Genomic DNA, 23793 nt, shown 5'->3' with positions numbered 1-23793 from the left:
GCTTCGGTTCGCTCGCGCTTTCCGCAGCGCAACTATGCGCGGACACAACCGGCTCCGCAACACGGCTCTCTCCGTCAAGACCGCCGTAAACAACCGTTGTGCCCGGGTTTCTCCAGGCCCCCGTCCGTCGACTTGCAACAAGCTGACGGTGGCGCGCGCGGCCCCCCGACGACGGAAGACGACCTTCCGCGCAAGCTCCCGGAAATACCGCGGTGATCGGTTTGTTACGCGGCGCCTCTAACGTCCCCTCATGGCGGACATATTTGACGCATACGCGTTGGCCGACGCGTGGGACGAGATGTTTGAGCGGCCAGGTGAGGTCAGGACCGCCTATGAGCCGGTGCTGGCTGCACTTCAGCCGATCGAGCCGAGCGAACTCCGGTTCCGGGCGGACCAGATGGCCCGTGCCTTCACGGACCGGGGCGTGACCTACGCCTTCGCGGGCGAGGAGCGGCCCTGGCCACTGGATCTCGTGCCGAGGATCCTCGACGCCCTGGAGTGGGATCTCATACAACGCGGGGTGAGCCAGCGGGTCAGGGCCCTGGAGGCCTACCTCGCGGACGCCTACGGCCCCTGCTGTGCCTTCGAGGACGGCGTGGTGCCCTGGCGGCTGCTGCTCAACTCCCCGCACTTCCACCGCGCCGCGCACGGGGTCGAGCCACCGGGCGGGGTACGCATCCATGTGGCCGGAATCGACCTGGTGCGGGACGAGGCCGGGGACTTCCGGGTGCTCGAGGACAACGTGCGGGTGCCCAGCGGCGTCTCGTACGTCATCGAGAACCGGCGCGCGATGACGCGCATCTTCCCCTCGCTCTTCGCCGAGCAGCACGTCCTGCCGGTCGACGGATACGCCCAGCGGCTGCTGGCCGCCCTGCGCGCCGCCGCCCCGGGTGGCGCGCAGGATCCCCGGGTCGTCGTCCTCACCCCCGGCCCCAGCAACGCCGCCTACTTCGAGCACGCCCTGCTGGCCCGGCTGATGGGTGTGCAGCTGGTCGAGGGGCACGACCTGGTCTGCCGCAACAACCGCGTCTGGATGCGCACGACCCGCGGCGAGGTGCCCGTCCATGTCGTATACCGGCGCCTGGACGACGACTTCCTCGACCCGCTCCACTTCCGCCCCGACTCGGTGATCGGCTGCCCCGGCATCATGGGCGCCGCGATGGCCGGGAACGTCACACTCGCGAACGCGGTGGGCAACGGGATCGCCGACGACAAGCTGCTCTACACCTACGTACCGGACCTCATCCGCTACTACCTCTCCGAAGAACCGATTCTGCCGAACGTGGAGTCCTTCCGACCTGATGAACCAGGGCAGTTGGACGCGGTTCTCGACCAGATCGACCAGCTGGTCGTCAAGCCCGTCGACGGCGCCGGCGGCCAGGGCATCGTCATCGGCCCGAAGTCCGACAAGGCCACCCTCGAACGCACTCGCAAAGCAGTGACCGCCGATCCGCGCGGCTTCATCGCCCAGCGCCCGGTCGCCCTGTCCACCTCCCCCACCCTCGCGGGCGAGCGCATGGCCCCACGCCACATCGACCTGCGTCCGTTCGCCGTGAACGACGGCAACGATGTCTGGGTCCTCCCCGGCGGCCTGACGCGCGTGGCGTTGCAGGAAGGCAACCTGATCGTCAACTCCAGCCAGGGCGGCGGCTCCAAGGACACCTGGGTGCTCGCGGAGGGCCCGGCCGAGTCGCCCGAGCCGCTCGGCCCCGGCGACCCCCTCGACGTCGCCCCTCGTCAGCTCGGACCCGACGGCACCCCCACCGTCGTACAGGAAGGGGCGCAGCAGCAGTGAACGACGTGATCCTCTCCCGCATCGCCGAGGCCCTGACCTGGACCGGCCGTTACGTCGAGCGCGCCGACGCCACCGGGCGCATTCTCGACGCCTATCTGCACCGCATGCTGGAGGACCCCTGGCGCGACGAGGACGCGGCCTGCCGGTCGCTGTACGCGATCCTCGGCATGGACGCCGGTGACGGCCCCTGCGACATGCAGCAGGTCCTGGACCAGCTGGCCTTCGACGCCCGTTCGACGGGGTCGATCGAGGGGGCGCTGGGCGCGGCGCGGCTGAACGCCCGCAGCGCCCGTGAGGCCGTCTCCTCCGAGATGTGGGAGTGCCTCAACTCCACCTGGCACGCGCTGGCCGACCAGCGGCTGGCGGCGCGCCGCACGGGTCCGTACGCCTACCTGGAACTGGTACGACGCCGAGCAGCCCTCTTCTTCGGTCTCGCCGACTCCACCATGAGCCGCGACGACAGCTGGCGGTTCGTGGTGCTCGGGCGGAGTCTGGAACGGGTCGACATGACCGTACGGCTGCTGTCGGTCCGGGTGCTGGACGCGGCGCACGCGCCGGACTGGCCGACCCTGCTGAGCGCGTCCGGCGCCGACGAGGCGTTCGCCCGCGTGTACAGCGGCTTCGGGGACACCTCGCGGGTGGCCGAATTCCTGCTCCTGGACCGGGACTTCCCGCGCTCGGCGCTGCACGCCCTGACCACGGCGGAGGAATGCCTGACAGCGCTGGGCCGCCCGCGCCAGGACCCGGCGCGCCGCCCGATCGGCCGGATGCGCACCCGGCTCGAATACCTGGACACCCACACCCTCGAAGACCAGCTGCCGGTCCTGCTGCGGGATCTGCAGCAGGCCTGCATGGCGTCCGCCGACGGGGTGGCGGAGCGGTTCTTCCCGTACCAGGGGCCCGTCGAGTGGGCCCAGGAAGGAGCCTGACATGGCTCGTCGCCTCCGCATCAAGCACACCACCCGGGTCTCCTACGCCCAGCCCGCGGCCTCCTCGCACAACGAGGTCCGGATGACGCCGCTGACGCTGCCCGGCCAGACGACCCTGGACGCCCGGGTCACCGTCAATCCGACGACGCCCACCTGGTCGTACTGGGACTACTGGGGCACCCAGGTCACCGGCTTCGACCTGATGGACCCGCACGGCAAGCTCGTCATCACCGCCTCCAGCCTGGTCGAGACGTCCCCGGCGGAGCCGCTGCCGGCCGCGCCGAGCTGGGCCGAGGTGGCCGAACGCATCGCGGGCTCCCGCCTGTTGGAGTTCGCCACCCCCACGGGCCGTACGACGGTCCCGCCGAAGCTGGTCAAGAAGGCGCGGAAGGCGGCGGCCGGGCTCGACCCGCACGAGACGGCGGTCGCGGTCTCGGCGCTGGTCGCCGACCGGGTGTCGTACCTCCCCGGCGCGACCAGTGTGAACACCTCCCCCGCGGAGGCCTGGGAGCAGGGCGCCGGCGTCTGCCAGGACATCACCCACCTCACCGTCGCCCTGCTGCGGGGCGTGGGCCTCCCGGCCCGCTATGTCTCCGGTTATCTCCACCCGGAGCGCGAGGCCGAACTCCACCGTCCCGTGGCCGGGGAGAGCCACGCCTGGATCGAGTACTGGGCGGGCGACTGGTGCGGCTACGACCCCACCAACCGCGTCCGCGCCGACGAGTCCCACGTGGTGGTGGCCCGGGGCCGCGACTACGACGACGTGACCCCGCACAAGGGCATCTACCGGGGCGTGCCCGGAGGGTCGCCGGAGGTGTCGGTGGAGTTCACGCGGGTGGCGTGAACGGACGGGAGAGGGCCGGGTGTCGGCGCCCGGCCCGCTTCGTCACTTCAGGCCGACCGTCGCGCACTCCGACTTGTACGCGCTGGTGCAGATCTGCGAGACCTTGTAGATGCCGTCCGCGACCACCGTGTCCTTGATGTTCTTCTTCGTCAGGGCGGTCACGGTGACGAGCTGCGCGGGGATGTTCTTGTTGCTGGGGCTGTCCACGCTGTCCTGGGTCAGGGCGTCGAACTGGATGTTCTTGCCCTGCACCCTGAAGACGGCCATCTGGGCGGCGGCCTCGGCCTCGTCCGGGTAGGGCTTGTAGACGGTCATGTACTGCTCGCCGGAGAGGATCCGCTGCACCGCGTCGAGGTCCGCGTCCTGGCCGGTGATCGGCGGCATCTGGGTCACGCCGGCCGCCTTGAGGGCCTTGACGATGCCGCCCGCCATCGCGTCGTTGGCGGAGTACACCGCGGCGATGTTGTCCTTGCCGAGCGCATTGGCCGCCGTGGCCGTCTCCTGCTCGGCGACCTTGGGGTCCCAGTCCTTGGTGTCGTACGACTTGGCGATCGTCACCTTGCCGTTGAGCTCGGACAGCGCGCCGGCCTTGAACTGCTTGCTGTTCGGGTCGGTCGGCGAACCGTTGATCATGATGACCTTGTCGGAGGTGTCGGCCTTCGACCCCAGGGCGTCCAGGAGCGTACGCGCCTGCACCTCGCCCACCAGCTCGTTGTCGAAGGAGACGTACGCCTCGATCGGGCCCTCGGCCAGCCGGTCGTAGGCGATGACCGGGATGCCCGCGTCCTTGGCCTTCTTCACCTGGGTGGCGATGGCGTGCGAGTCGACGGCGTCCAGCACGATGATGTCGACCTTGTCGTCGATCATCTTCTGCATCTGCTTGGTCTGCTTGGAGGCGGACGACCCGGCGTTGGCGTACGCGACGCGACCCTGGTTGTGGGTGAGCTCCAGGATCTTCTTCTTCATGATCGGGTAGTCGAAGTTGGTGTAGCGGGTGTTGATGGTGTCCGGCATCAGCACGCCCACCGTGAGGTCGTTGCCCTTCGTCGGGCTCGCCGAGCTGCTGTCCCCCGACACGTTCAGCATGCCGCAGCCGGCCAGCGACAGGGTCATCGTGGACGCTGCCACGGTTATGGCGATACGACGCGTGGGGCTGCTGCTCACTGGCCTGCTCACTTCTGATGCATTCGGGACGGACGCGACTGATTCGGGACGTGACTGGAAAGCCAACGCGGAGCCGCCCCCGGGCGTCAAGCGGAACTACTTAACGAGTGCGCAACGCCACGCTCAGCTGACCATGTGAAGACATGGCGGAACCCCCTCCAAACGCCCTTTACCGACCCTCCACTCGACGCCCGGCAGGAGGAAGGAAAAGATCCGCATATCCAACCCGATTCCCGGTGGTTCGACGATCGGGCCAGCTCCGGGCCCCACCCCCGGCTCGACCGAATGACCGAACAAACCCAGCCACTCACACGACGGTCAATGGCATGCAAAGATCCGTCCCACCAAATGCCCTACAGAAGGACCGACTTGAAACCGGCCGGACGCGCGACCGCCGCGGCACAGACGCGAAAGGGGCGGGGTGGCCGCTGGGCCTCCCCGCCCCTTCCTCATCTGCGCCTGTGCGCCTAGTCCTTGGCCTTCTTCGGCCGCCACACCACCAGCGCGCTGGTCTGCTGCACCTCCTGGTACGGCACCAGGTCGCGGCGGTACGACGCGTGCACCGCCGCCTCGCGCTGCTGCATCGCCGCCGCCGCGCCGTCCACGGCCGCCTGGAGTTCGACGACACGCTGCTGGAGCGCGGCGACCTGGTTCTCCAGTTCGATGATGCGCTTGATGCCGGCCAGGTTGATGCCCTCGTCCTGGGACAGCGCCTGCACCGTGCGGAGCAGTTCGATGTCCCGGGCCGAGTAGCGGCGGCCCCGCCCGGCCGTGCGGTCCGGGGAGACCAGGCCGAGGCGGTCGTACTGGCGAAGGGTCTGCGGGTGCAGGCCGGAGAGCTGGGCCGCCACCGAGATGACGTAGACCGGGGTTTCCTCGGTCAGTTCGTACGGGTTGCGTCGACGGCCGTCCATCTCTCTCATACTCCCTTCGCGGCCTGGAACAGCTCCGCCCGCGGGTCCTCGCCCGCGGTCGCCTCGCGATACGCCTCCAGTGCGTCACGAGCCTTCCCCGTCACGTCCTTCGGGACACTCACCTCGACGGTGACCAGCAGGTCGCCGCGGGTGCCGTCCTTGCGGACCGCGCCCTTGCCCCGGGCACGCATGGTGCGGCCGTTGGGCGTGCCCGGCGGCAGCTTCAGGGTGACCGGCGGTCCGCCCAGGGTGGGGACCCTGACCTCGCCGCCGAGCGCCGCCTCCGCGAAGGTCACCGGGACCGTCACCGTGAGGTTGTCGTCCTTGCGGCCGAACACCGGGTGCGGGGAGACATGGACCGTGACGTACAGGTCGCCCGCGGGACCGCCCCGTTCGCCGGGTGCGCCCTTGCCGCGCAGGCGGATGCGCTGCCCGTCGGAGACACCCGCAGGGATGCGGACCTGCATGGTGCGGGACGACTTGGCGCGACCGCTGCCCGAACAGACCTCGCAGGGGTTCTCCGCGATCAGGCCGCGGCCCTTGCAGTCCGGGCAGGGGTCGGTGAGCGAGAAGCCGCCGCCCGAACCCCGGGCGACCTGGCCGGTACCGACGCACGTCGGGCACACCCGTGGGTTGCCGTTCGCGTCGCCGGTGCCGGAGCATGCCTTGCACGGGGCCTGCGAGGTCATGCGCAGCGGAACCGTCGCGCCCTCGATCGCCTCGGTGAAGTTGAGGCTGACCTCGGTGTCGATGTCCTGGCCGCGCCGGGGCTGCACCCGGGTCGTACCGGAGCTGCCGCGGTTGAACAGGCCCCCGAAGACGTCACCGAGTCCGCCGCCGAAGCCGCCGGAACTCCCGCCGCCGCCCTGGGCGCCGCCTCCGAAGAGGTCGCCCAGGTCGAAGTTGAAGGAGCCGCCCGCGCCGCCCGGCCCCGGGCGGTACCCGCCGTTGCCGAAGAGGGCGCGTGCCTCGTCGTACTCCTTGCGCTTCTTGGGGTCACCGAGGATGTCGTTCGCCTCGGAGATCTCCTTGAAGCGCTCCTCCGCCTTGGCGTTGCCCTTGTTGGCGTCCGGGTGGAACTCGCGGGCGAGCTTCCGGTACGCCTTCTTGATCTCGGCCTCGGTGGCGTCCTTGGGGACGCCGAGGACCTTGTAGTAGTCCTTCTCGATGAAGTCCTTGGTGCTCATCCTCGACGCTCCCCCTTTCCGGTGTTCCGCTCACTCTCTACGACTTCAGCCCTCCTCAGGGCCGTTGTCCTTGTCGTCGCCGGCCGCCGGAGCCTCGTCGGCCCCCTCGGCCTTGACCGTCTGCGCGCCCGGCTGGGGCTCGGCGACGGCCACCCGCGCGGGGCGGATGGTGCGCTCGCCGATGCGATACCCGGGCTGCAGAATCGCCACGCACGTCGTCTCGGTGACGTCCGGCGCGTAACTGTGCATCAGGGCCTCGTGGATCGTCGGGTCGAAGGGCTCGCCCTCCTTGCCGAACTGCTGCAGACCCATCTTCGCCGCGACGGTCTCCAGCGACTCCCCGACGGACTTGAATCCGCCGACGAACTCGCCGTGTTCCCGCGCGCGGCCGATGTCGTCGAGCACGGGCAGGAGTTCGGTCAGGAGGTTCGCGATGGCGATCTCCTTGACCGTGATCCGGTCCCGCTCCACGCGGCGGCGGTAGTTCTGGAACTCGGCCTGGAGCCGCTGGAGGTCCGTCGTGCGCTCGTCGAGCGCCTTGCGCACCTGGTCCAGCTGGGCCGTCAGACCGGCGATCTGTACTGCTGCGTCCCCGGCCGGGGCCGCCCCCTCCCCGTTGGAGGAGGGAGCGGCCTTCGGCTCGGCGTCGTCGGGGGTCGCGCCGGAGGGGACGTCGGGCTTCTCCTCGAAGCCCGGGGTCTCCTCCGTCACGCGGCACCGTCCTTGCGCTCGTCGTCCACGATCTCGGCGTCGACCACGTCGTCGTCGGCCTTGGGCGCCTCGTCATCGGCGGACGCGCCACCGGCGGCCTGCGCGGCCTGGGCGTCGGCGTACATGGCCTGGCCGACCTTCTGGGAGACGGCCGCGACCTTCTCCGTGGCGGTGCGGATCTCGGCGGTGTCCTCGCCCTTGAGCGCGGTCTTCAGCTCCTCGACGGCGGCCTCGACCTCGGTCTTGACCTCGCCGGGGACCTTGTCCTCGTTGTCCTTGAGGAACTTCTCCGTCTGGTAGACGAGCTGCTCGCCCTGGTTGCGGGTCTCGGCGGCCTCGCGGCGGCGGTGGTCCTCCTCCGCGTACTGCTCGGCCTCCTGGCGCATCCGGTCGACCTCGTCCTTCGGCAGCGAGGAGCCGCCGGTGACGGTCATCTTCTGCTCCTTGCCCGTGCCCAGGTCCTTGGCGGTCACGTGCATGATGCCGTTGGCGTCGATGTCGAAGGACACCTCGATCTGCGGGACGCCACGGGGCGCCGGCGGCAGACCGGTCAGCTCGAACATACCGAGCTTCTTGTTGTACGCCGCGATCTCGCGCTCGCCCTGGTAGACCTGGATCTGCACGGACGGCTGGTTGTCCTCGGCGGTGGTGAAGATCTCGGACCGCTTGGTCGGGATCGTCGTGTTCCGCTCGATGAGCTTGGTCATGATGCCGCCCTTGGTCTCGATACCGAGGGACAGCGGGGTCACGTCGAGGAGCAGGACGTCCTTGACCTCACCCTTGAGGACACCGGCCTGGAGCGAGGCACCGATGGCGACGACCTCGTCCGGGTTCACACCCTTGTTGGCCTCCTTGCCGCCGGTCAGCTCCTTGACGAGCTCGGCGACGGCGGGCATACGGGTGGAGCCACCGACCAGGACGACGTGGTCGATCTCGTTGATCGAGATGCCGGCGTCCTTGATGACGTTGTGGAACGGCGTCTTGCAGCGCTCCAGCAGGTCGGCCGTCAGCTGCTGGAACTGAGCCCGGGTGAGCTTCTCGTCCAGGTGCAGCGGACCCTCGGCGGAGGCCGTGATGTAGGGCAGGTTGATCGAGGTCTCGGTGGAGCTCGACAGCTCGATCTTCGCCTTCTCCGCAGCCTCACGGAGGCGCTGGAGGGCCATCTTGTCCTTGCCGAGGTCCACGCCGTGACCGCTCTGGAACTGCTGCACCAGGTAGTCGACGACGCGCTGGTCCCAGTCGTCACCACCGAGGTGGTTGTCGCCGTTGGTGGCCTTCACCTCGACGACGCCGTCGCCGATCTCCAGCAGCGAGACGTCGAAGGTACCGCCACCGAGGTCGAAGACGAGGATCGTCTGGTCGTCCTTGTCGAGGCCGTACGCGAGCGCGGCCGCGGTGGGCTCGTTGACGATACGAAGGACGTTCAGACCGGCGATCTCACCGGCTTCCTTCGTCGCCTGACGCTCCGAGTCGTTGAAGTAGGCCGGGACGGTGATGACCGCGTCGGTCACCTTCTCGCCCAGGTAGGACTCGGCGTCGCGCTTCAGCTTCTGCAGGATGAAGGCGCTCATCTGCTGCGGGTTGAACTGCTTCCCGTCGAGCTCGATCTTCCAGTCCGTGCCCATGTGGCGCTTCACGGAGCGGATGGTCCGGTCCACGTTCGTGACCGCCTGGCGCTTGGCGACCTCGCCGACCAGCACCTCACCGTTCTTCGCGAAGGCGACGACGGACGGCGTGGTCCTGGCACCCTCGGCGTTGGTGATGACGGTGGGCTCGCCGCCCTCCAGAACGCTGACGACGGAGTTAGTCGTGCCCAGGTCGATGCCGACCGCACGTGCCATGGTGATTTCCTCCAGCTGACTTGAGTGGAACGGACTCAAGTGTGCATGACGCCCGGCAATGGGTCAACAGACCTGAGTCATGGGGACTCAACTCTTATCCGTTCCTTACACGCAACTGGCCTGTGACCTGCGATGATTCAGACCCCCTAGGGGAAGAACCAGGGACCCGAACGAGTGCGAGGACGAGGGCCACGACCCCCGCCCCGACCCAGAGCACCCCGGACCCGGCGACCCACCCCATGTCCACGAGCACCCCGACGAGCACCCCGGCGAACACCGCGAGCCCGAGCACCACGGTGACCCCCTGCGGGGTCAGCCCCAACCGCCGCAACCGATGGGCGAGATGGTCGGGCCCGCGCCGCAACAAGGGCCTCCCGGCCAGCTGCCGCGACAGGACCACGAGGAGTACGTCGGCCGCGGCGACGGCGGTGAGCGCAAACAGCACGCCCGCAGTGGAGGCGAGCCCGTACCCGGCCCGCGTGAACACGGCGGAGGCGGCGAGCACGAACCCCGCGAACAGCGACCCGCACGCACCCAGCCCCACGCGCGCGGGATGCCAGTTGTGCATGAGGAACCCGGTCAGCGCGGCGGCGAGCACGCTCAGCAGCACCGCGAGCCCGTCCATCACCTCGACGGCGGCACAGACCCCGACCCCGAAGGCGGTGAGCACCCCCGCGGTCCCGGCCAGCGCGTCGGCGTGATCGAGCGCCCGAAAGGAGAGGGCGACAAAGGTGACCCACCCGACGGCGAGCAGCCCGCCACCGATCCCCGTCTCCCCGTACGGCACCACACAGGCCGCCGCCACGGCCGTACCGGCGACCAGCACGCGCGCCTTGACGCGCCGCACGTCGGCGACGAGCCCCAGCGCGGCGACACCCGCCCCCGCGACCAGCAGCCGACCCACCCCACCACCGAGCCGGGCGACCCCCACCCGGTCCCCGGCGACGGCGACCAGACAGGTGGCGAGCACGACGGCCACACCCCCGAAGAGCGGCAGGGGCCGCTGGCGCCGCCGGTCGACGACGCCCAGGCGCAGAGCAGCCACCCGACCGAGGGCACTGAGCAGGGCGGCGAGGAGCAGGGCGGAGGTGGCGGCGACGATCCCGTAGAGCACGGATCTAAGTTAGGCGCGAATGCACCAATTTGTTATGAATAACACGATCGGATCGTCGTGAACCTTTAAGGCGACCCTCAGCGATCCAGATCACTGCACGCCTGGCTACAGTGCGATGGAAGATAAGGGTAGTCTCAGACGGACTGCATAAGTTACCGCTTAGTAATAACCTCGCAGGCCCGAGGGAGCCCCCCATGCAACTCGCCGCGATCATCGTGTCGCTGGTCCTGACCGTGATCGGCGTTGCCCTGCTCGCACGCGCCATCGGTCAGTTCGTCCGGTACTTCAAGCTGGGCCAGCCGGTGCCCGCGGGTACCCGCACCGGCAACCCCTACCAGCGCAGTGTGACGCTGGTGAAGGAGTTCCTCGGGCACACCCGGATGAACCGCTGGGGCATCGTCGGCTTCGCCCACTGGTTCGTGGCCATCGGCTTCCTGACGCTGCCGCCGACCCTGGCACAGGCCTTCGGTCAGCTCTTCCAGGCCGACTGGACGCTGCCGGTCGTCGGCGACTGGCTGCCGCTGGAGATGTACACCGAGTTCATCGGTGTGATGACGGTGCTCGGCATCGTCGTACTCATCGCGATCCGCCTGTCGAACCTGCCCTCGCGCCCCGGCCGCAAGTCCCGCTTCGCCGGCTCCAAGTCGGGTCAGGCGTACTTCGTCGAGTACGTCATCCTCACCATCGGCCTCGCGATCTACGTGCTGCGCGGCCTGGAGGGCGCGATCCACCACGTGGACGGCTACGACGCCTCGTACTTCGCGTCGTACCCGCTGGTCCTGGCCTTCAAGGGGCTCTCGGTCTCCGCGCTGCAGAACCTGGTCTACCTGGTCGCCATGATCAAGATCAGCGCCTCGTTCATCTGGATGATCGTGGTCTCGCTGAACACCAACATGGGTGTGGCCTGGCACCGCTTCCTCGCGTTCCCGAACATCTGGTTCAAGCGCGAGTCCGACGGCGGTACGGCTCTCGGCGCGCTGCAGCCGATGACATCGGGCGGCAAGCCGATCGACTTCACCGACCCGGGTGACGACGACGTCTTCGGCGTCTCCCAGGTCGAGCAGTTCTCCTGGAAGGGCCTGCTGGACTTCTCCACCTGCACCGAGTGCGGCCGCTGCCAGTCGCAGTGCCCCGCCTGGAACACCGGCAAGCCCCTCTCCCCCAAGCTGCTGATCATGTCGCTGCGCGACCACGCGCACGCCAAGGCCCCCTACCTGCTGGCCGGCGGCGGCAAGACCATGGAGGGCGAGGAGAAGGCGTCCGAGGAGCAGCTGGCCGGTGTGCCCGCCGCGGCTCTGGCCGAGGCCGAGCGCCCGCTCATCGGCACCGTCGAGGAGAACGGCGTCATCGACCCGGACGTCCTGTGGTCCTGCACCACCTGCGGCGCCTGTGTCGAGCAGTGCCCGGTGGACATCGAGCACGTCGACCACATCGTCGACATGCGCCGCTACCAGGTGATGATCGAGTCCGCGTTCCCGTCCGAGGCGGGCACGATGCTCAAGAACCTGGAGAAGAAGGGCAACCCCTGGGGCCTGGCCAAGAAGCAGCGCCTGGAGTGGCTCAAGGAGGTCGAGTTCGAGGTCCCGGTCGTCGGCCAGGACATCGAGGACCTCACCGAGGTCGAGTACCTGTACTGGGTCGGCTGCGCCGGCTCCCTCGAAGACCGCGCCAAGAAGACCACCAAGGCCTTCGCCGAACTCCTCCACATCGCGGGCGTCAAGTTCGCGATCATGGGCGGCGACGAGAAGTGCACCGGTGACTCCGCCCGCCGCCTCGGCAACGAGCCCCTGTTCCAGGAGCTCGGCATGGAGAACGTCATGGCGCTGAACATGGCGTTCGGCGAGGAGCTCGACGACGACGGCAAGGTGGTCCCCGAGTCCGCCAAGCCGAAGTCGGCCAAGAAGATCGTCGCCACCTGCCCCCACTGCCTCAACACCATCGGCAACGAGTACCCGCAGCTCGGCGGCGACTACGAGGTCATCCACCACACCCAGCTGCTCCAGCACCTCGTCGACGAGGGCAAGCTGGTCCCGGTCACCCCGGTCGAGGGCATCATCACCTACCACGACCCCTGCTACCTGGGCCGCCACAACAAGATCTACAGCCCGCCGCGCGAGATCATCGCGAGCGTCCCCGGTCTCCGGAACGAGGAGATGCACCGTCACAAGGAGCGCGGCTTCTGCTGCGGCGCCGGCGGCGCGCGCATGTGGATGGAGGAGCGGATCGGCAAGCGCATCAACAACGAGCGCGTCGACGAGGCCCTGTCCCTCAACCCGGACATCGTCTCCACTGCCTGCCCGTTCTGCCTCGTCATGCTCACGGACTCGGTCAACGGCAAGAAGGCTGCGGCTGAAAGCGGCTCCGCCGCGGGCGTCAAGCCCAAGGAGTCCATCCAGGTCGTCGACGTCGCCCAGCTGCTCCTCGACTCCGTGAGGACGCCGGTGGATCCCGCCGGCGAGGAGAAGACGGAGAGCGCACCGGAGCCGGAGCCGGTGAAGTAGGTTCTACGGCCATTGCGGCGCCCCCATGCCCTGCGTGGACGTGGGGGCGTCGGCGTTTCAGTTCAGGTGGGTCAGCCTCAGGCCGCGGCTCTCGGCGACGCGGAGGACGTCCCGGAGTGCCTCGGCCAAACGCTCGGCGAGGAAACGGAGTTCACCGGGTGGCGCGTCGGGGAGCAGGTCTCGGGCGTGAGCGAGGAGTTCCGTCCCCATGCCGAGTTGGATGGATTCGGTGGCGTCGGCGAGGCGGGAGACAAGGCCGCCGTGGTCATCGGTGATCAGGTAGCAGGGCTTGCCCTCGGGCCCGAGCCAGGGCAGCAGGCGCGGGGATTCCGGCTCCATCAGGCGACCTCCACTCCGTGGATCCAGTACGGGCCGGGCATGTCCAACCCCAGGGTGGCCAGGGCGAGTTCGCGACGCCGTTGACGTTGTTCGTGGGCGGTGAGGTAGGGGCGTACGGCGATGGTGGCGGTGCCGTCGAGGGGGGTGGGGAGGCCGTATGGGCTGCGGTGGGTCGGGAGGGGCGACAACGCGAGAGGTGGTGCAGGGGGCTGCGGCGCGTGTTCGGTTCGGCGCGGGATGAGCAGGAGGCCCGTCCAGGCGAGGAGACGGTGGATAAGGTCGGTCACGTCATCAGCTCCAGTCAGTTCCAGCTGGTGGCCGCGCCCCCGGACGGCTCCACCCGTCGCGGGGGTCTTTCTTCGCGGTCTACTGCAGTCTACTGCGGTCGCGCGGTCTACCGCAGAGTTCTAGCGTCAACCGCATGAGCCCCGAGCTTGACCGCACACGGCCCGTCTGGCGCCAGGTTGCTGCCGCCGTAGAAGCCCGTATCGCCAGTGGCGAGTACCCGGTGGGCGCGCGCGTGCCGTCCGTCGTCGAACTGTCCAACGAGTTCGGCATCGCGGCCTCGACCGCGCAGAAGGCGCTGGCACACCTCAAGGCGGAAGGGCTCGTCCGAGCCGAGGTGGGCCTCGGCTCCTTCGTCACCCCGCAACCACCCGACCCCGCCCACCAGGACCCCTCCCCCGAAAAACCGTGACACTTTCAGGGAATCCGTCACACTTTTCCGGGACACCCACCCCGCCCCGGAGCCATGCTCACCGGCATGAGGACAGTCACCGTCTATCGCGCAGCGCTCGCCGCACTGGCCGAGCACGGGCCGCGACGCGTCGGCGTGACGCACATCGCCCGCCTGGCCGGCACCAACCGCACGTTCGTCTACCGGAACTGGGCCGGCCCCCAGGCGCTGCTCAAGGACGCCACGCTGCACGAGCTGCGACACGTACTGCATGAAGCCCGGGAGGTACCCGGACAGCTGCCGCCGACGCCCTGCCTCGCGGTCCGCAAAGTCGTCCGGGCCGCCGGCCTGCTGAGGGAACACCCGGTCGTCCGAGCCATGGCACGGACCGAGCCCCCGCTGACGTACGCCGCCGTTCTACGCCCGACCACCCCCTGGCATCAACTGGCCTGGCACTGGCTGAGCGAACATGTCACCGACCATCTGCCCCGAGGCGCCGAACAGGACACCACCACGCTCGCCGTACTCACCACGGCCCTGCCGTACGCACTCACCCCGCCCCCGATCCCAGAGCCCGCCTCCGAGAGGGCGACCGTGGACCTCAGACTCGGCCAGGCCCTGCACGCCTGCCTGGGTGCCCCGCTCAACTGCCCCGACTGCGAATCTTCGTAGGCAAACAAACCGGGGCCGGGGCCCGACGGCACCGACCCCACCGCATCGCGCGGGCGCTACGCGCCCTTCGGCCCCGCCTGCTGCACGACCTCGAAGGACCACAGCGTCGAGCCGCTGGCCGCCGGCTTCGGGCGCTCGGCGCCCTCGCCCCCACCCTGGTGGGCGGACTTCATCGACCCTTCCATCCAGGCCTTGAAGGACTCCTCGTCACGCCAGCGCGTGTAGACGAGGTAGGTGTCGGTCCCCTCGACGGGCCGCAGCAGCTCGAACCACTCGAACCCGTCGGAGTCCTCCACCGCGTGGGCCCGCGAGGCGAACCGCTTCTCGAGAACCTCCCGCTGCTCGGCGGGCACGGTCAGCACGTTGATTTTTACTACGCTAGGCACATGACACCTCTCGTCAAACGGGGCCCCGACTGGACTCCTAATCTGGACCATGTGCGCGCAGTGTCCTACATCCGACAGTCAAGGAAGCGTGAGGACGACTCCGCGTCGTCCCCCGAAGCACAGCGGATCAAGTGCGAGGCGCTGATCACGGCCAAAGGCTGGGACAACGCGGGCCACTTCGCCGACGTCGGCAAATCCGGCTGGGACCCCAAGGTCGTCCGGCCGGAGTTCGAGGAGATGATGTCCGCCGTTCGTTCCGGGCACGTAGACGCAGTGGTCGTGTTCTCGCTGTCCCGCCTCACTCGGCAGGGTGCCCTTGAGGCCATGCTGATCAATGAGGAGTTGGCCAAACACGGCGTGCTGCTCGTCAGCGTGGAAGAGCCTTACCTGGACACGTCCACCCCCATGGGCGTCGCGATCTTCGGCCTTATCGCCGCGTTGGCCCAGCAAGAGTCCGACATGAAGTCGGCGTACATCACGGCGACGAAAGAGACGCTGAGGGCAGCGGGTAGCCACGTGTCCGGCATGGCCCCGTACGGCTTCCAGTCGACGCGTGAGCCGCGCGGGGAACTGGTGGTGGTCAGGCTGGTCCCCGATCCCGCTGAGGCCCCGTACGTGCGCGACATGGTGACCTGGGCGCTGGGCGGCATGACCGCATCGGCCATGGCTCGCAAGCTGAACACTGAGGGCGTACCGACCAAAGCAGCGGACATGTCGGCGCGTGTGACCGCCCGCCGGGCCCGAGGCATCAGCCAGCCGCTGGAGCGTACGACGTGGGTGTCGTCCACGGTGCTCCGCATCCTCCGTGACCCGCGCCTTGCTGGCTACGCTGCCGAACGCCAGGGGACCAAGCGCGTCATCCTGCGCGACGACTCAGGGGCCCCGCTGGCTGCACATGAGCCGATCATTCCGCCGGATGACTGGTGGCGCCTTCAAGACGTCCTCGACGGCCGTGCTCCCCAGGTGGTCCGCCAGGGTGGCCGCTCGGTGCCGTCTCTGCTGGGTGGCGCCGGGATGCTCTTCTGCGGCGTCTGCGGGTCTTCCATGGTGACCGACCGGAGGGAGGGTAAGCGGCTCTATCGGTGCAACCGGGCCCAGTCCGGCGCCGTACCGGGGCACGGTGGTTTGGCCATCAACATGGACGTCGCCGACGACGTGGTGGCCCGTACGGTGTGGTCCCGCCTGACAGCGCTGGACCCCGAAGATCTCGAATGGCTCGCCGAGGCCGCACGCCGGTTTGCAGCGCAAGCGGACACGGGTGAGCGGCAGGCCGAACTAGCAGCCGCCCGCGCTGAGTTGGAGCACGTACGCGAAGCGCTCCGCACGCTGTATGTCGACCGGCAGGCAGGCTTGTACGCGGGTGCCGTGGGTGACCAGATGTTCCGTGAGTCCGTGGAGCGGTTGACAGCGCACGAGGCGCGAACGGCCGGACGCGTGGAAGAACTGGGAACCGCCGAGGCTGGCACGGTTGCGATCCCCTCGGAGTGGACGGACCCGGAGGGAGACCCACTGGGGCCAGAGTCGACGTGGGGCAGTTGGGGCCTGGAGGACCGGCGTAGCTTCTTGGCGTTCTTCGTTGACCGCATCACCATCGCTAAGTCCATCGGCCGCGGCCGGAACGCGAACACGGAGGATCGGGTGACTGTGCACTGGGCAGAGGCTCCAATCAGCTAGGCGCCTGAGCGCCGTCTACGGCCCGTTGCTGGAATCCCTCCGGCGGCGGGCCGTGGGCGTTGCTGCGGGCATTGCGGCCCTGTGGATGGCGTCGGCCGGTGACGAATGACGATGGTGACACCGTTCCCGGTTTGCCCTACAGCGGTAGATGTTCATATTGGTCTCTCCTTTCACCTATTCCGGCGTTGACCTGGAGTTTTGTGGGTCCATTGAGTCACCTAAGGGTTGACCTTTGGTCCACCTTCGGTCACGTATCGGGGTCCTCGGTCGCTTCGCGATCGTGGGGGCAGCGGGAAGGCGTGGCTCGGACGCAACTACAGAGAGTCGGATCTTGAGAAAGTACATAGACGACGTGGCCGCCCGTCGCGCGCTGGAGACTGCCGCCCAGCATGCTGACAAGGCTCGTGACCCACTGCCGTTCGTGTGGACGGGGGCAAGTTGGGCGACGCCCGGCGGGGAGTGGCGGGATCTTCCGCTGATTCGCAAGGGTGTGGGGGACTGGCTGGCGGACGTGGTCGCCGGGCTGCGCTGGCACTACGCCCCTGCCATTGAGGCTGGAGAACGGCGCGCAGATTTGGAGCGTCAGGCAGACACCGTCGACACCAGTGCGCTGCTCACCGAAGTGGGAGCACGGGCGCCCTTGCACCAGGAAGCCGCGTCTCTGCGCCAAGCTGCTGCCGCCATCACCACTCCCCCGGCTCCGTTCGCGCTGGAAACCCTGCAATCGCTCGACACCGTGGCGTCCGAGATGCTGTCGGCGCCCGACGGCCGCGCGACCCACCTCCTGTCACTGGCTTCACAGTTCGACGCCTTCCGGGCTCCGCTGCGCGATCCGGCTGAGTGGGTCAAGCGTCTCGGCACGGCGCCACACAGCGTCCACGTGCGCACGTCTGCCGTTTGGGAAGCGTTCTGAGCCGGTGCTTGCCCGCTCGCTGGGGACCACCGGGGGTAAGCGGGCGCTGTTCGCTGCGATGGACGGTCGCTTTGGCGCGCGCCGGAAGCTGGCCGGATACGAGGGTTGGCGGGGCGTCGCGCTGGACGACTGACCGTCGCTGGCGTGCGGCACGGGGGGTCTGGAACGGCACGGCACCCGGCAGCCCGACGGACGTTCAGGGCCCCGCCTGCCCGTCCGCCCCGCCCTCCGGCGTCGGCGCCCCCGCCGCCCCCACCCGAAGCTGCTCGGTGATCTGGACGAACGCCGAGCGCAGGTGTTCCGGGATACCGAGGGCGGCCGCCGCCTGTTCGGCGGAGAGGGCGGGGGCGCCGGGGGACGGTGATACGGCCGTCGGGGGCGCCGGGGACTGGGGCAGGTCCTCCTCCGTCAGCTTGCCGGAGCGGATCAGGACGTCCCGGACAGGGACGCGCAGGGCGCGCGCGAGCCCCCGCATCGTGTCCAGGTCGGGCATGCTCTGCCGCTGGAGCAGTCTCGTCACGGCCGCGCGGTGCACGCCGGCGTCCTCGGCCAGCTTGGTCTTGCCGCCGCCGCGCGGGCTGTCGATGTCGTAGCCGCGCGCCCGCATCACGTCCTCGATCCAGGCGGCGAATTCCTCGATGTGCTCGGCGTCGCTCTTCATGAGTGGGTGCTCCCCTTGTCCCTCGCTGACGTGCTCACTTTAGCGCTCGCGCGCACGCGAAATATGTGGTTGCGCGCACGCATCAGTAAGAATCCAGTGAGGCGGCGGGTTGATTCGTCCGCTTACAGCAGGTTCGTTCGCTCCGCATATGCCGATTGCGCGCGCACCCGCAACATGACAAGCTAGGTGCGCACACGCAACAAACTTCGCCTCACGCACGATGGGAGCGCTCCGCCATGCCGAACGACCTCGCCACCCGGGACACCACCCGCGCAGCCCACTGGATCCGGATTCTGATACGCCAATTCCCTGAGCTTCTGGATGAGTTGGCGCCGGGCGGGCGCAGCCCCGGCGTCCTGGTTTCCCGTACCCGGGGCGGCGGTGGCGGCGTGGGCTCGGCTCCCGTTCGGCTCCATGTCTCCGACGCCGTACGGGACATCACCGACGGTGTGGTCGAACTGGAGGAGGCCGTCCGGGACAGGCTCGGGCTCGGGAGGGCGGCGCGGGTCGGGGTTCCCGAGCGGCTGGCGCGGATCGCGTTACTGCTGGACCAGGTGGCCGACCACCCGGTTCTCGCACGTCACGTCCTCGACGAGTGCCGCCGTATGGCCCGGCGTTGTGGGCGCACCCTCGGCACTCCCGAGGCGATGGTGAGGGTCGAGGGACGCTGCCCCTGGTGCGATTCCGTCTCCTTGCGCGCACTGCCGGCCGCGGGGACGGTGCTCTGCGTCAATCCCGGGTGCCGGTGCGGTGATCCGGAGTGCGGGTGCTCCGACGACCCGGCGCACAGGCACAGTTGGGACGAGGAGGAAGGGGTGGGCCGATGACCCTGGTGACCGGCGCAACGGCCGCCGAGGAAGCGGGAGTTGCCCCGGCGACCGTACGGAAGTGGGTTCAGCTGGGGCGGTTGACGGCCGCCGGGCGGCAAGGGCGTACGCATCTCTTCCGGTTGGAGGACGTGTTCGCCGCGGAGCGGGCCGCGCGGGGGCGGTCCGCTCGTAACTGACGTACGGAACAAGCCTGTTGCCCCGTCGTGCCCCTGTGGTGAGGCGGGGCCACCTGCGTTTTCAGGAGACACCAGAGGTTCCGGAAAACGCATGTTGCGCTCGCGCTCGCAACATGTCACAGTTGGTGCAGCGGCGGAGCTGTATCCACCGCCCCTCCACAGAAGCACCGCGAAGGGAGGCCATCCCGTGGCCAATCCGACGGTCACCTTTCCCGACGTCGAGCGACTCGTCGTCGACTTCCTGACCGACCGCGCCGAACTCGCCGCCGCCACCGTGGACAACGTCCCGCCGGCCGGCTTCGACGGCACCCAGCAGGTCGTCCTGGTCTCCCGCTCCGGCGGGGCCTGGATCGACGACCAGCATCTCGACACGCCCCTGGTGGACTTCGAGGTCTACGGCCCCGACAAGACCACCGCCCACACCCTGGCCCTGACGGTCCGCGCCGCGCTCCTCGCGCTGCGCGGCACGCTCTACGGCACGGCGCGCGTCACCGACGTCGTCGAGGCCGACGGGCCGCGGTGGCTGCCGGACTGGAACCGGTCGGCGGCCAACCGTTACTACTCCACGGTGCGGCTGAGCATCCACACCGCCTGAGTTCCCCCTCATACCGGGCCCTGCCCTCCCGTTCCGAGACGGAGGCAGGGCCTTCGCCATGTCCCGGCACCGGCACCACCCCTCAACACCCAACCCATCAAGAGGAGTTACGCATGGCAGGCAACAACGCAGGCGAGATCCGCGTCGCCGGCACCGGCCGCATCCTGGTCGCCCCGGTCGGTACGGCCGCGCCGGCCGACACCACCGCCGCGTGGGCGGCGGCCTGGAAGGACCTCGGCTACACCTCGCAGGACGGCATCAAGATCGCCAAGAAGGACAAGCTGGACCCGGTCGAGACCTGGCAGTCGGTCTCCCCGGCCCGGTTCATCTACTCGGACCGCGACCTGACCGTGAAGTTCCAGCTGCTGCAGCTCAACGAGGACACCCTGCCCTTCTTCATGGGCGGCGACGCCGTCGCCGAGACCGCCACCGGCTCGGGCATCTACAAGTACGACCTCGCCTCCGCCCCGAAGTTCAACGAGAAGGCGCTGGGCATCGAGTTCAGCGACGGCAGCGCCATCACCTACCGCTTCATCGTCCCGCGCGGCCAGGTCACCGACTCCGAGGAGCTGTCGCTGACCCGCACGGCCTCGATCAAGCTCGGCGTCACCTTCACCGCCCTGTCGGCCGACGACACCAAGCCGCTGGCCAGCTTCCTGATGAAGGACCCGGCGTACAGCGCGGCCTGACCCTCCCCCCTCCGTGAGTGGGCCGGGGCGCACCACACCTTCCCGCGCCCCGGCCCCTCCGCGCCCCACCCCTTCCCTGAACGGAGTTGATCCATGACAGGCTTCGACGTCGGCGCCGCCCGCGCCCAGCGCCTGGAGGCGCTCGGCCGCAGCTGGTCGTTCACCATCGACGGCGACACCTTCACGCTGCCCACCGAGCTGACCCGCAAGACCGCCCGCGCCCTGCGGGAGCTCGACGACAACGACGTGGACGGCCTGCTGGGCGTGCTGCTCGGCGAAGCCCAGTTCGCGCGCTTCGACCGGCACGAGGTCACCATGCAGGACATCGCCGCGATCATGGAGGCGTACGGCAAGGAGACCGGGCTCGGCCTGGGGGAAGGCTGAGCCTCGGCGAGTTCGTCGACGAGCACGCCGAGGCTCTGGAGGCGGACCTGCTCCGCCACTACGGCGTGGACCTGCTCGACTGGCACCGCGGCCGGCTCTCCGCACGCCGGCTCGCGGTGCTGGTCCGGCATCTGCCGTCGGACAGCGCGACGCTGCGCGAACTGCACGGCGAGGCGGCGGACTGGTCGGTCACCGACCACCTCCTCGCCGCCGCGGTCGACCAACTCGCCGAGGCCAACTGGATGTTCGCGACGGTCAACCGGGACGAGGACGCGGAGCCGTTGGAGTACCCGAAGCCGGTGCCGCGGCCCGGCACATCGACGTCGGCGGAGCCGCCCGTACCGGAAACGGAGCCCGACCCGCCGGCCGTCCGCAATCCCAGTCCCGCCGAACTGGCCCGGTTCTTCTCATAGTTCACCGGCTCAAGCAGCCCTCGTAGGAGCGATTCCCCATGACCCTCTACACCCCGCTCAACGGCCTCCCCTACCCCCAGTCCACCGACACCGCCAACCTCCCCCTCCACCTCCAGTCCCTGGCGGAGGGCATCGACGCCCGCACGATCCTCCGCTACGCCAACGCCGCCGCCCGGGATGCGGCGATCACCACCCCGGCCGCCGGCATGGTCGCCTGGCTGACGACACCCGGCACGCTCAGTTACTGCACGGGCTCCGCGTGGATCGCGCTCGGTGCCTGGAACACGTACACCCCGACCTGGACCGCCACCACGACGAACCCGGCGATCGGCGACGGCACACTGACCGGCAGGTACGCGGTCGTCGGGAAGGTCTGTCACTTCACCACGCTGGTGACGTTCGGTGCGTCGACGGCGTACGGCAGCGGGAGCTACAGCCTCGGTCTGCCGGTGACGGCGGGTGCGCTGGGCGGCCTGCCGCAGTTCCAGGGGATCGCGGCCATCAGCGGCGGACGTGCGCTGATCTCCTGCCAGCCGAACGCGAGCACCGGGGCGACGTCGTACACGCTCTGGGGCCCGGCCTCGGCATCGAGCCCGACGGCCACCCAGCTCGGCAGCGCCGGTGTGCTCGGCACGGCCTACGCGAGCGGCAACGTCATCCGGATCAGCGGTACTTACGAGGTTGCGTGAGACCGGTGTTATCGCCTGGTGATCACAGACCGGTCGGGTATCATCCCCAAGAGTAATCGCTCATACGTTCGAAGATGCGGTCGAGCGGGTGCGAAGGGATGGGGGCCGAGTGACCAAGAACGAGGGCACGGACACGGTGTGGGGCGGTACGGAGTACGCGGAGGCCACGACCGAGCTACGCCGAACGCTGGCCGAGCGACTGCGGGGCCGCCCGGTACCACCCGACCTCGTGGTCACCACACGATCGGAGATCGAGAAGCGGGAGTTCCGGGCGTACGGGCAGGGGTGGCGGGACCGGGGGGAGCACGAGGAGCGGCGCCGGGCGGATGCCGAGTCCGGGCGCGGGGCGTCCGACGGCGCGAAGGTGCTGCCGTTCCCCCAGCAGGGCTCGCAGCCCGCGCACCCGGCATCGCACACGCACCCGTCCGTCCCCTCGACGGCCCGCCCGCACCCCGATGACGAACCGTCGTGAGCGGCGGTGAGAGCGGAGCCGGTGGGACGGAAGTCGACCGTCGACACCCGCGATCACTTCGGTCATCATGAGGTCCGGTCCGCCGCACGGGGGTTGGGGGAGCAAGAGATGGGCACCGTCGTCTACCTGGTCGTCCTGGCCCTGGTACTGGCTGTTCTCGGCACCACCCTCGTCCAGTCCCGCCGCAAGTACCGGGCGGCTCAGCGCCTCGAGGAATCAGGCATCGAGACGGACGGCCTGTGCACCTCACTGTCCTGGAACGAGGACGAGGGATCCGTGCACTTCTCCTACACGCTGCCCGACGGCACGGAGCACTACGCCGAGTCGGTCGCGATGCGTCAGGTGTCCGTGGCCCCCGGAAACACCGTGAAAGTCGTGTACGACCCCCAGTCACCCGGGACGGCGGAACTGAAGAACCTCCTGGGGGCGGCGCTGGTGCACCACCGGCACATGGTGGTCGTCGTGGCACTCGGCCTGGCCGTTGTCGCGGGCCTGTTCGTCTTCCTCGCCGTCGCCGGTCTGGCCGCCCTCGGATAACCCGCGAACATCCCCTGCGACCCCTGCCCGGGCTTCGGGCGGGGGTTTTTCCATACATCCGTCCCGTGAGGAGGCTCCCATGGGTTCGAGTCCCATGCCCTACGACCCGAGTCAGGTGCGGTCGCTGGCCGCGCAACAGGCCCAGCAGACGGCCAACTCCGTGCTCGCGGCCCAGATGCCCAAGCTCAAGTCGGAGTGGCTGAAGGACGTCCAGGTCCAACTCACCAGCATGGGCGGCCAGTTCCTGAAGTTCGACACGTCACTTCTCAAATACGACGAGAAGGGCCTGTCCTTCGCGGGCAAGCAGCTCTTCCCGAAACTGTCGCTCCAGTACCTGGTCCACGGCAGGAGTGACGCGCGGAAGGAGGAGGCGAAGAAGCAGAAGGAGCGTGCGGAAGAGGAGGCCGCGCGGCTGGAGCGAGAGGCGGAGCGAGAGCGCGTCGCCCAGTTCGAGCAGGACATCAAGCATCAGGTCGACCGCGCCAAGTCCGCGTCCCGTCAGGCGCAGGACGTCGCCCACAAGGCACAGAAGGACGCCGAGCGAGCCGACAACCTGCTGCGCAGCGCCAACGGCAGCGCCCGCAGGGCGGCCGACAGCGCCTCCCGCGCCGGCCAGAACCTCGCCGCGCTCGAACAGCGGGTCCGGCAGCTCGAAGGCGTCCTGTGAATCCCGAAGGAGATGAGGAA

28 protein-coding genes are annotated in these 23793 nt (G+C 69.1%); 18 read left to right on the top strand and 10 right to left on the bottom strand.

What is annotated here, in order from left to right:
- Positions 1 to 250: 250 nt before the first annotated feature.
- From ACWC09_RS33285 to ACWC09_RS33275, 3 genes are read left to right on the top strand one after another with little or no spacing between them, the layout of a single operon-like run.
- Complete coding sequence (locus ACWC09_RS33285; RefSeq protein WP_450854647.1) at positions 251 to 1795, top strand: circularly permuted type 2 ATP-grasp protein; 1545 nt, start codon at positions 251 to 253, stop codon at positions 1793 to 1795.
- Positions 1792 to 2724, top strand: coding sequence for an alpha-E domain-containing protein (locus ACWC09_RS33280; protein WP_450854646.1), 933 nt, complete (start codon positions 1792 to 1794; stop codon positions 2722 to 2724). The genes ACWC09_RS33285 and ACWC09_RS33280 overlap by 4 nt, the downstream gene beginning before the upstream one ends.
- 1 nt (position 2725) lies before the next feature.
- A complete protein-coding gene (locus ACWC09_RS33275; RefSeq protein WP_450854645.1) occupies positions 2726 to 3568 on the top strand; it encodes a transglutaminase family protein in 843 nt (280 codons plus the stop codon).
- 42 nt (positions 3569 to 3610) lie between these two features.
- Here the strand turns inward: ACWC09_RS33275 and ACWC09_RS33270 are convergent, their stop codons facing one another.
- The 6 genes from ACWC09_RS33270 to ACWC09_RS33245 all read right to left on the bottom strand — a co-directional run bounded on the left by ACWC09_RS33270 (position 3611) and on the right by ACWC09_RS33245 (position 10499).
- Entirely contained in the window at positions 3611 to 4681 is a 1071-nt protein-coding gene (locus ACWC09_RS33270) for a sugar ABC transporter substrate-binding protein (RefSeq protein ID WP_450854680.1), read from the bottom strand.
- A 518-nt stretch (positions 4682 to 5199) separates the two neighbouring features.
- On the bottom strand, positions 5200 to 5646 hold the full coding sequence (locus ACWC09_RS33265; protein ID WP_450854644.1) for a heat shock protein transcriptional repressor HspR: 447 nt from the start codon (positions 5644 to 5646) through the stop codon (positions 5200 to 5202).
- Positions 5647 to 5651: 5 nt separating this feature from the next.
- A complete protein-coding gene (gene dnaJ, locus ACWC09_RS33260; RefSeq protein ID WP_450854643.1) occupies positions 5652 to 6833 on the bottom strand; it encodes a molecular chaperone DnaJ in 1182 nt (393 codons plus the stop codon).
- Between the two features lie 45 nt (positions 6834 to 6878).
- Positions 6879 to 7544, bottom strand: a complete 666-nt coding sequence (grpE, locus tag ACWC09_RS33255; RefSeq protein WP_450854642.1) for a nucleotide exchange factor GrpE — start codon at positions 7542 to 7544, stop codon at positions 6879 to 6881.
- A complete protein-coding gene (gene dnaK, locus ACWC09_RS33250; RefSeq protein WP_450854641.1) occupies positions 7541 to 9385 on the bottom strand; it encodes a molecular chaperone DnaK in 1845 nt (614 codons plus the stop codon). Before dnaK ends, grpE begins: the two co-directional genes overlap by 4 nt.
- 94 nt (positions 9386 to 9479) lie before the next feature.
- Positions 9480 to 10499, bottom strand: coding sequence for an MraY family glycosyltransferase (locus tag ACWC09_RS33245; protein ID WP_450854640.1), 1020 nt, complete (start codon positions 10497 to 10499; stop codon positions 9480 to 9482).
- 194 nt (positions 10500 to 10693) lie between these two features.
- Between ACWC09_RS33245 and ACWC09_RS33240 the strand changes: the two genes are divergently transcribed.
- Positions 10694 to 13000 carry a (Fe-S)-binding protein gene (locus ACWC09_RS33240; protein WP_450854639.1) on the top strand — a complete coding sequence of 769 codons (2307 nt, stop codon included), beginning with the start codon at positions 10694 to 10696 and terminating at the stop codon, positions 12998 to 13000.
- Positions 13001 to 13057: 57 nt separating this feature from the next.
- Here ACWC09_RS33240 and ACWC09_RS33235 read toward each other — a convergent pair whose 3' ends face one another.
- Together ACWC09_RS33235 and ACWC09_RS33230 are read right to left on the bottom strand one after the other, a co-directional pair.
- Positions 13058 to 13339, bottom strand: a complete 282-nt coding sequence (locus ACWC09_RS33235; RefSeq protein WP_450854638.1) for a hypothetical protein — start codon at positions 13337 to 13339, stop codon at positions 13058 to 13060.
- Entirely contained in the window at positions 13339 to 13626 is a 288-nt protein-coding gene (locus ACWC09_RS33230; RefSeq protein ID WP_450854637.1) for a hypothetical protein, read from the bottom strand. Before ACWC09_RS33230 ends, ACWC09_RS33235 begins: the two co-directional genes overlap by 1 nt.
- 134 nt (positions 13627 to 13760) lie before the next feature.
- On the opposite strand from ACWC09_RS33230, the gene ACWC09_RS33225 reads away from it, so the two are divergent.
- A complete protein-coding gene (locus ACWC09_RS33225; RefSeq protein WP_450854636.1) occupies positions 13761 to 14036 on the top strand; it encodes a GntR family transcriptional regulator in 276 nt (91 codons plus the stop codon).
- A gap of 66 nt (positions 14037 to 14102) precedes the next feature.
- Positions 14103 to 14687: a TetR/AcrR family transcriptional regulator gene (locus ACWC09_RS33220; RefSeq protein ID WP_450854635.1), complete on the top strand. Its 585-nt coding sequence runs from the start codon at positions 14103 to 14105 to the stop codon at positions 14685 to 14687.
- A gap of 56 nt (positions 14688 to 14743) precedes the next feature.
- Here ACWC09_RS33220 and ACWC09_RS33215 read toward each other — a convergent pair whose 3' ends face one another.
- The gene (locus tag ACWC09_RS33215; protein ID WP_450854634.1) at positions 14744 to 15124 is read right to left on the bottom strand and encodes an antibiotic biosynthesis monooxygenase family protein; all 381 of its coding nucleotides are present in this window, start codon (positions 15122 to 15124) and stop codon (positions 14744 to 14746) included.
- Here ACWC09_RS33215 and ACWC09_RS33210 point away from each other — a divergent pair.
- A complete protein-coding gene (locus ACWC09_RS33210; RefSeq protein WP_450854633.1) occupies positions 15074 to 16747 on the top strand; it encodes a recombinase family protein in 1674 nt (557 codons plus the stop codon). The two genes, ACWC09_RS33215 and ACWC09_RS33210, sit on opposite strands and share 51 nt — an antisense overlap.
- A 331-nt stretch (positions 16748 to 17078) precedes the next feature.
- Positions 17079 to 17660, top strand: coding sequence for a hypothetical protein (locus ACWC09_RS33205; RefSeq protein ID WP_450854632.1), 582 nt, complete (start codon positions 17079 to 17081; stop codon positions 17658 to 17660).
- Positions 17661 to 17856: 196 nt separating this feature from the next.
- Here ACWC09_RS33205 and ACWC09_RS33200 read toward each other — a convergent pair whose 3' ends face one another.
- The gene (locus tag ACWC09_RS33200) at positions 17857 to 18321 is read right to left on the bottom strand and encodes a helix-turn-helix domain-containing protein (RefSeq protein ID WP_450854631.1); all 465 of its coding nucleotides are present in this window, start codon (positions 18319 to 18321) and stop codon (positions 17857 to 17859) included.
- Positions 18322 to 18557: 236 nt separating this feature from the next.
- On the opposite strand from ACWC09_RS33200, the gene ACWC09_RS33195 reads away from it, so the two are divergent.
- The 10 genes from ACWC09_RS33195 to ACWC09_RS33150 all read left to right on the top strand — a co-directional run bounded on the left by ACWC09_RS33195 (position 18558) and on the right by ACWC09_RS33150 (position 23773).
- Complete coding sequence (locus ACWC09_RS33195) at positions 18558 to 19148, top strand: hypothetical protein (RefSeq protein ID WP_450854630.1); 591 nt, start codon at positions 18558 to 18560, stop codon at positions 19146 to 19148.
- The gene (locus tag ACWC09_RS33190; RefSeq protein WP_450854629.1) at positions 19145 to 19327 is read left to right on the top strand and encodes a helix-turn-helix domain-containing protein; all 183 of its coding nucleotides are present in this window, start codon (positions 19145 to 19147) and stop codon (positions 19325 to 19327) included. Before ACWC09_RS33195 ends, ACWC09_RS33190 begins: the two co-directional genes overlap by 4 nt.
- A gap of 187 nt (positions 19328 to 19514) precedes the next feature.
- Complete coding sequence (locus ACWC09_RS33185) at positions 19515 to 19922, top strand: hypothetical protein (protein ID WP_450854628.1); 408 nt, start codon at positions 19515 to 19517, stop codon at positions 19920 to 19922.
- A gap of 113 nt (positions 19923 to 20035) precedes the next feature.
- Entirely contained in the window at positions 20036 to 20611 is a 576-nt protein-coding gene (locus ACWC09_RS33180; protein WP_450854627.1) for a phage tail tube protein, read from the top strand.
- Between the two features lie 93 nt (positions 20612 to 20704).
- Positions 20705 to 20995 carry a hypothetical protein gene (locus ACWC09_RS33175; RefSeq protein WP_450854626.1) on the top strand — a complete coding sequence of 97 codons (291 nt, stop codon included), beginning with the start codon at positions 20705 to 20707 and terminating at the stop codon, positions 20993 to 20995.
- Between the two features lie 65 nt (positions 20996 to 21060).
- Positions 21061 to 21408 (top strand): hypothetical protein, encoded by a 348-nt coding sequence (locus ACWC09_RS33170; RefSeq protein WP_450854625.1) that lies wholly within the window; start codon positions 21061 to 21063, stop codon positions 21406 to 21408.
- 38 nt (positions 21409 to 21446) lie between these two features.
- A complete protein-coding gene (locus tag ACWC09_RS33165; protein WP_450854624.1) occupies positions 21447 to 22097 on the top strand; it encodes a hypothetical protein in 651 nt (216 codons plus the stop codon).
- Positions 22098 to 22206: 109 nt separating this feature from the next.
- Positions 22207 to 22569, top strand: coding sequence for a hypothetical protein (locus tag ACWC09_RS33160; RefSeq protein WP_450854623.1), 363 nt, complete (start codon positions 22207 to 22209; stop codon positions 22567 to 22569).
- 108 nt (positions 22570 to 22677) lie between these two features.
- Positions 22678 to 23106: a DUF3592 domain-containing protein gene (locus ACWC09_RS33155; protein ID WP_450854622.1), complete on the top strand. Its 429-nt coding sequence runs from the start codon at positions 22678 to 22680 to the stop codon at positions 23104 to 23106.
- A gap of 79 nt (positions 23107 to 23185) precedes the next feature.
- Positions 23186 to 23773 carry a hypothetical protein gene (locus ACWC09_RS33150; protein WP_450854621.1) on the top strand — a complete coding sequence of 196 codons (588 nt, stop codon included), beginning with the start codon at positions 23186 to 23188 and terminating at the stop codon, positions 23771 to 23773.
- Positions 23774 to 23793 lie beyond the last annotated feature (20 nt).

It is taken from the genome of Streptomyces sp. NPDC001617, from assembly GCF_053596855.1.
The sequence above is the reverse complement of the archived record's forward strand: the minus strand, read 5'-3'. Positions and strand labels throughout refer to the sequence as shown.

Bases quoted from the DNA above. Each gene is read 5' to 3' on its own strand.
- ACWC09_RS33285 (WP_450854647.1), top strand. From the start codon at position 251: ATGGCGGACATATTTGACGCATACGCGTTGGCCGACGCGTGGGACGAG.
- ACWC09_RS33275 (WP_450854645.1), top strand. From the start codon at position 2,726: ATGGCTCGTCGCCTCCGCATCAAGCACACCACCCGGGTCTCCTACGCC.
- ACWC09_RS33270 (WP_450854680.1), bottom strand. From the start codon at position 4,681: ATGACCCTGTCGCTGGCCGGCTGCGGCATGCTGAACGTGTCGGGGGAC.
- ACWC09_RS33265 (WP_450854644.1), bottom strand. From the start codon at position 5,646: ATGGACGGCCGTCGACGCAACCCGTACGAACTGACCGAGGAAACCCCG.
- dnaJ (WP_450854643.1), bottom strand. From the start codon at position 6,833: ATGAGCACCAAGGACTTCATCGAGAAGGACTACTACAAGGTCCTCGGC.
- dnaK (WP_450854641.1), bottom strand. From the start codon at position 9,385: ATGGCACGTGCGGTCGGCATCGACCTGGGCACGACTAACTCCGTCGTC.
- ACWC09_RS33240 (WP_450854639.1), top strand. From the start codon at position 10,694: ATGCAACTCGCCGCGATCATCGTGTCGCTGGTCCTGACCGTGATCGGC.
- ACWC09_RS33235 (WP_450854638.1), bottom strand. From the start codon at position 13,339: ATGGAGCCGGAATCCCCGCGCCTGCTGCCCTGGCTCGGGCCCGAGGGC.
- ACWC09_RS33225 (WP_450854636.1), top strand. From the start codon at position 13,761: ATGAGCCCCGAGCTTGACCGCACACGGCCCGTCTGGCGCCAGGTTGCT.
- ACWC09_RS33220 (WP_450854635.1), top strand. From the start codon at position 14,103: ATGAGGACAGTCACCGTCTATCGCGCAGCGCTCGCCGCACTGGCCGAG.
- ACWC09_RS33210 (WP_450854633.1), top strand. From the start codon at position 15,074: ATGACACCTCTCGTCAAACGGGGCCCCGACTGGACTCCTAATCTGGAC.
- ACWC09_RS33215 (WP_450854634.1), bottom strand. From the start codon at position 15,124: ATGGTCCAGATTAGGAGTCCAGTCGGGGCCCCGTTTGACGAGAGGTGT.
- ACWC09_RS33200 (WP_450854631.1), bottom strand. From the start codon at position 18,321: ATGAAGAGCGACGCCGAGCACATCGAGGAATTCGCCGCCTGGATCGAG.
- ACWC09_RS33195 (WP_450854630.1), top strand. From the start codon at position 18,558: ATGCCGAACGACCTCGCCACCCGGGACACCACCCGCGCAGCCCACTGG.
- ACWC09_RS33190 (WP_450854629.1), top strand. From the start codon at position 19,145: ATGACCCTGGTGACCGGCGCAACGGCCGCCGAGGAAGCGGGAGTTGCC.
- ACWC09_RS33180 (WP_450854627.1), top strand. From the start codon at position 20,036: ATGGCAGGCAACAACGCAGGCGAGATCCGCGTCGCCGGCACCGGCCGC.
- ACWC09_RS33175 (WP_450854626.1), top strand. From the start codon at position 20,705: ATGACAGGCTTCGACGTCGGCGCCGCCCGCGCCCAGCGCCTGGAGGCG.
- ACWC09_RS33165 (WP_450854624.1), top strand. From the start codon at position 21,447: ATGACCCTCTACACCCCGCTCAACGGCCTCCCCTACCCCCAGTCCACC.
- ACWC09_RS33155 (WP_450854622.1), top strand. From the start codon at position 22,678: ATGGGCACCGTCGTCTACCTGGTCGTCCTGGCCCTGGTACTGGCTGTT.
- ACWC09_RS33150 (WP_450854621.1), top strand. From the start codon at position 23,186: ATGGGTTCGAGTCCCATGCCCTACGACCCGAGTCAGGTGCGGTCGCTG.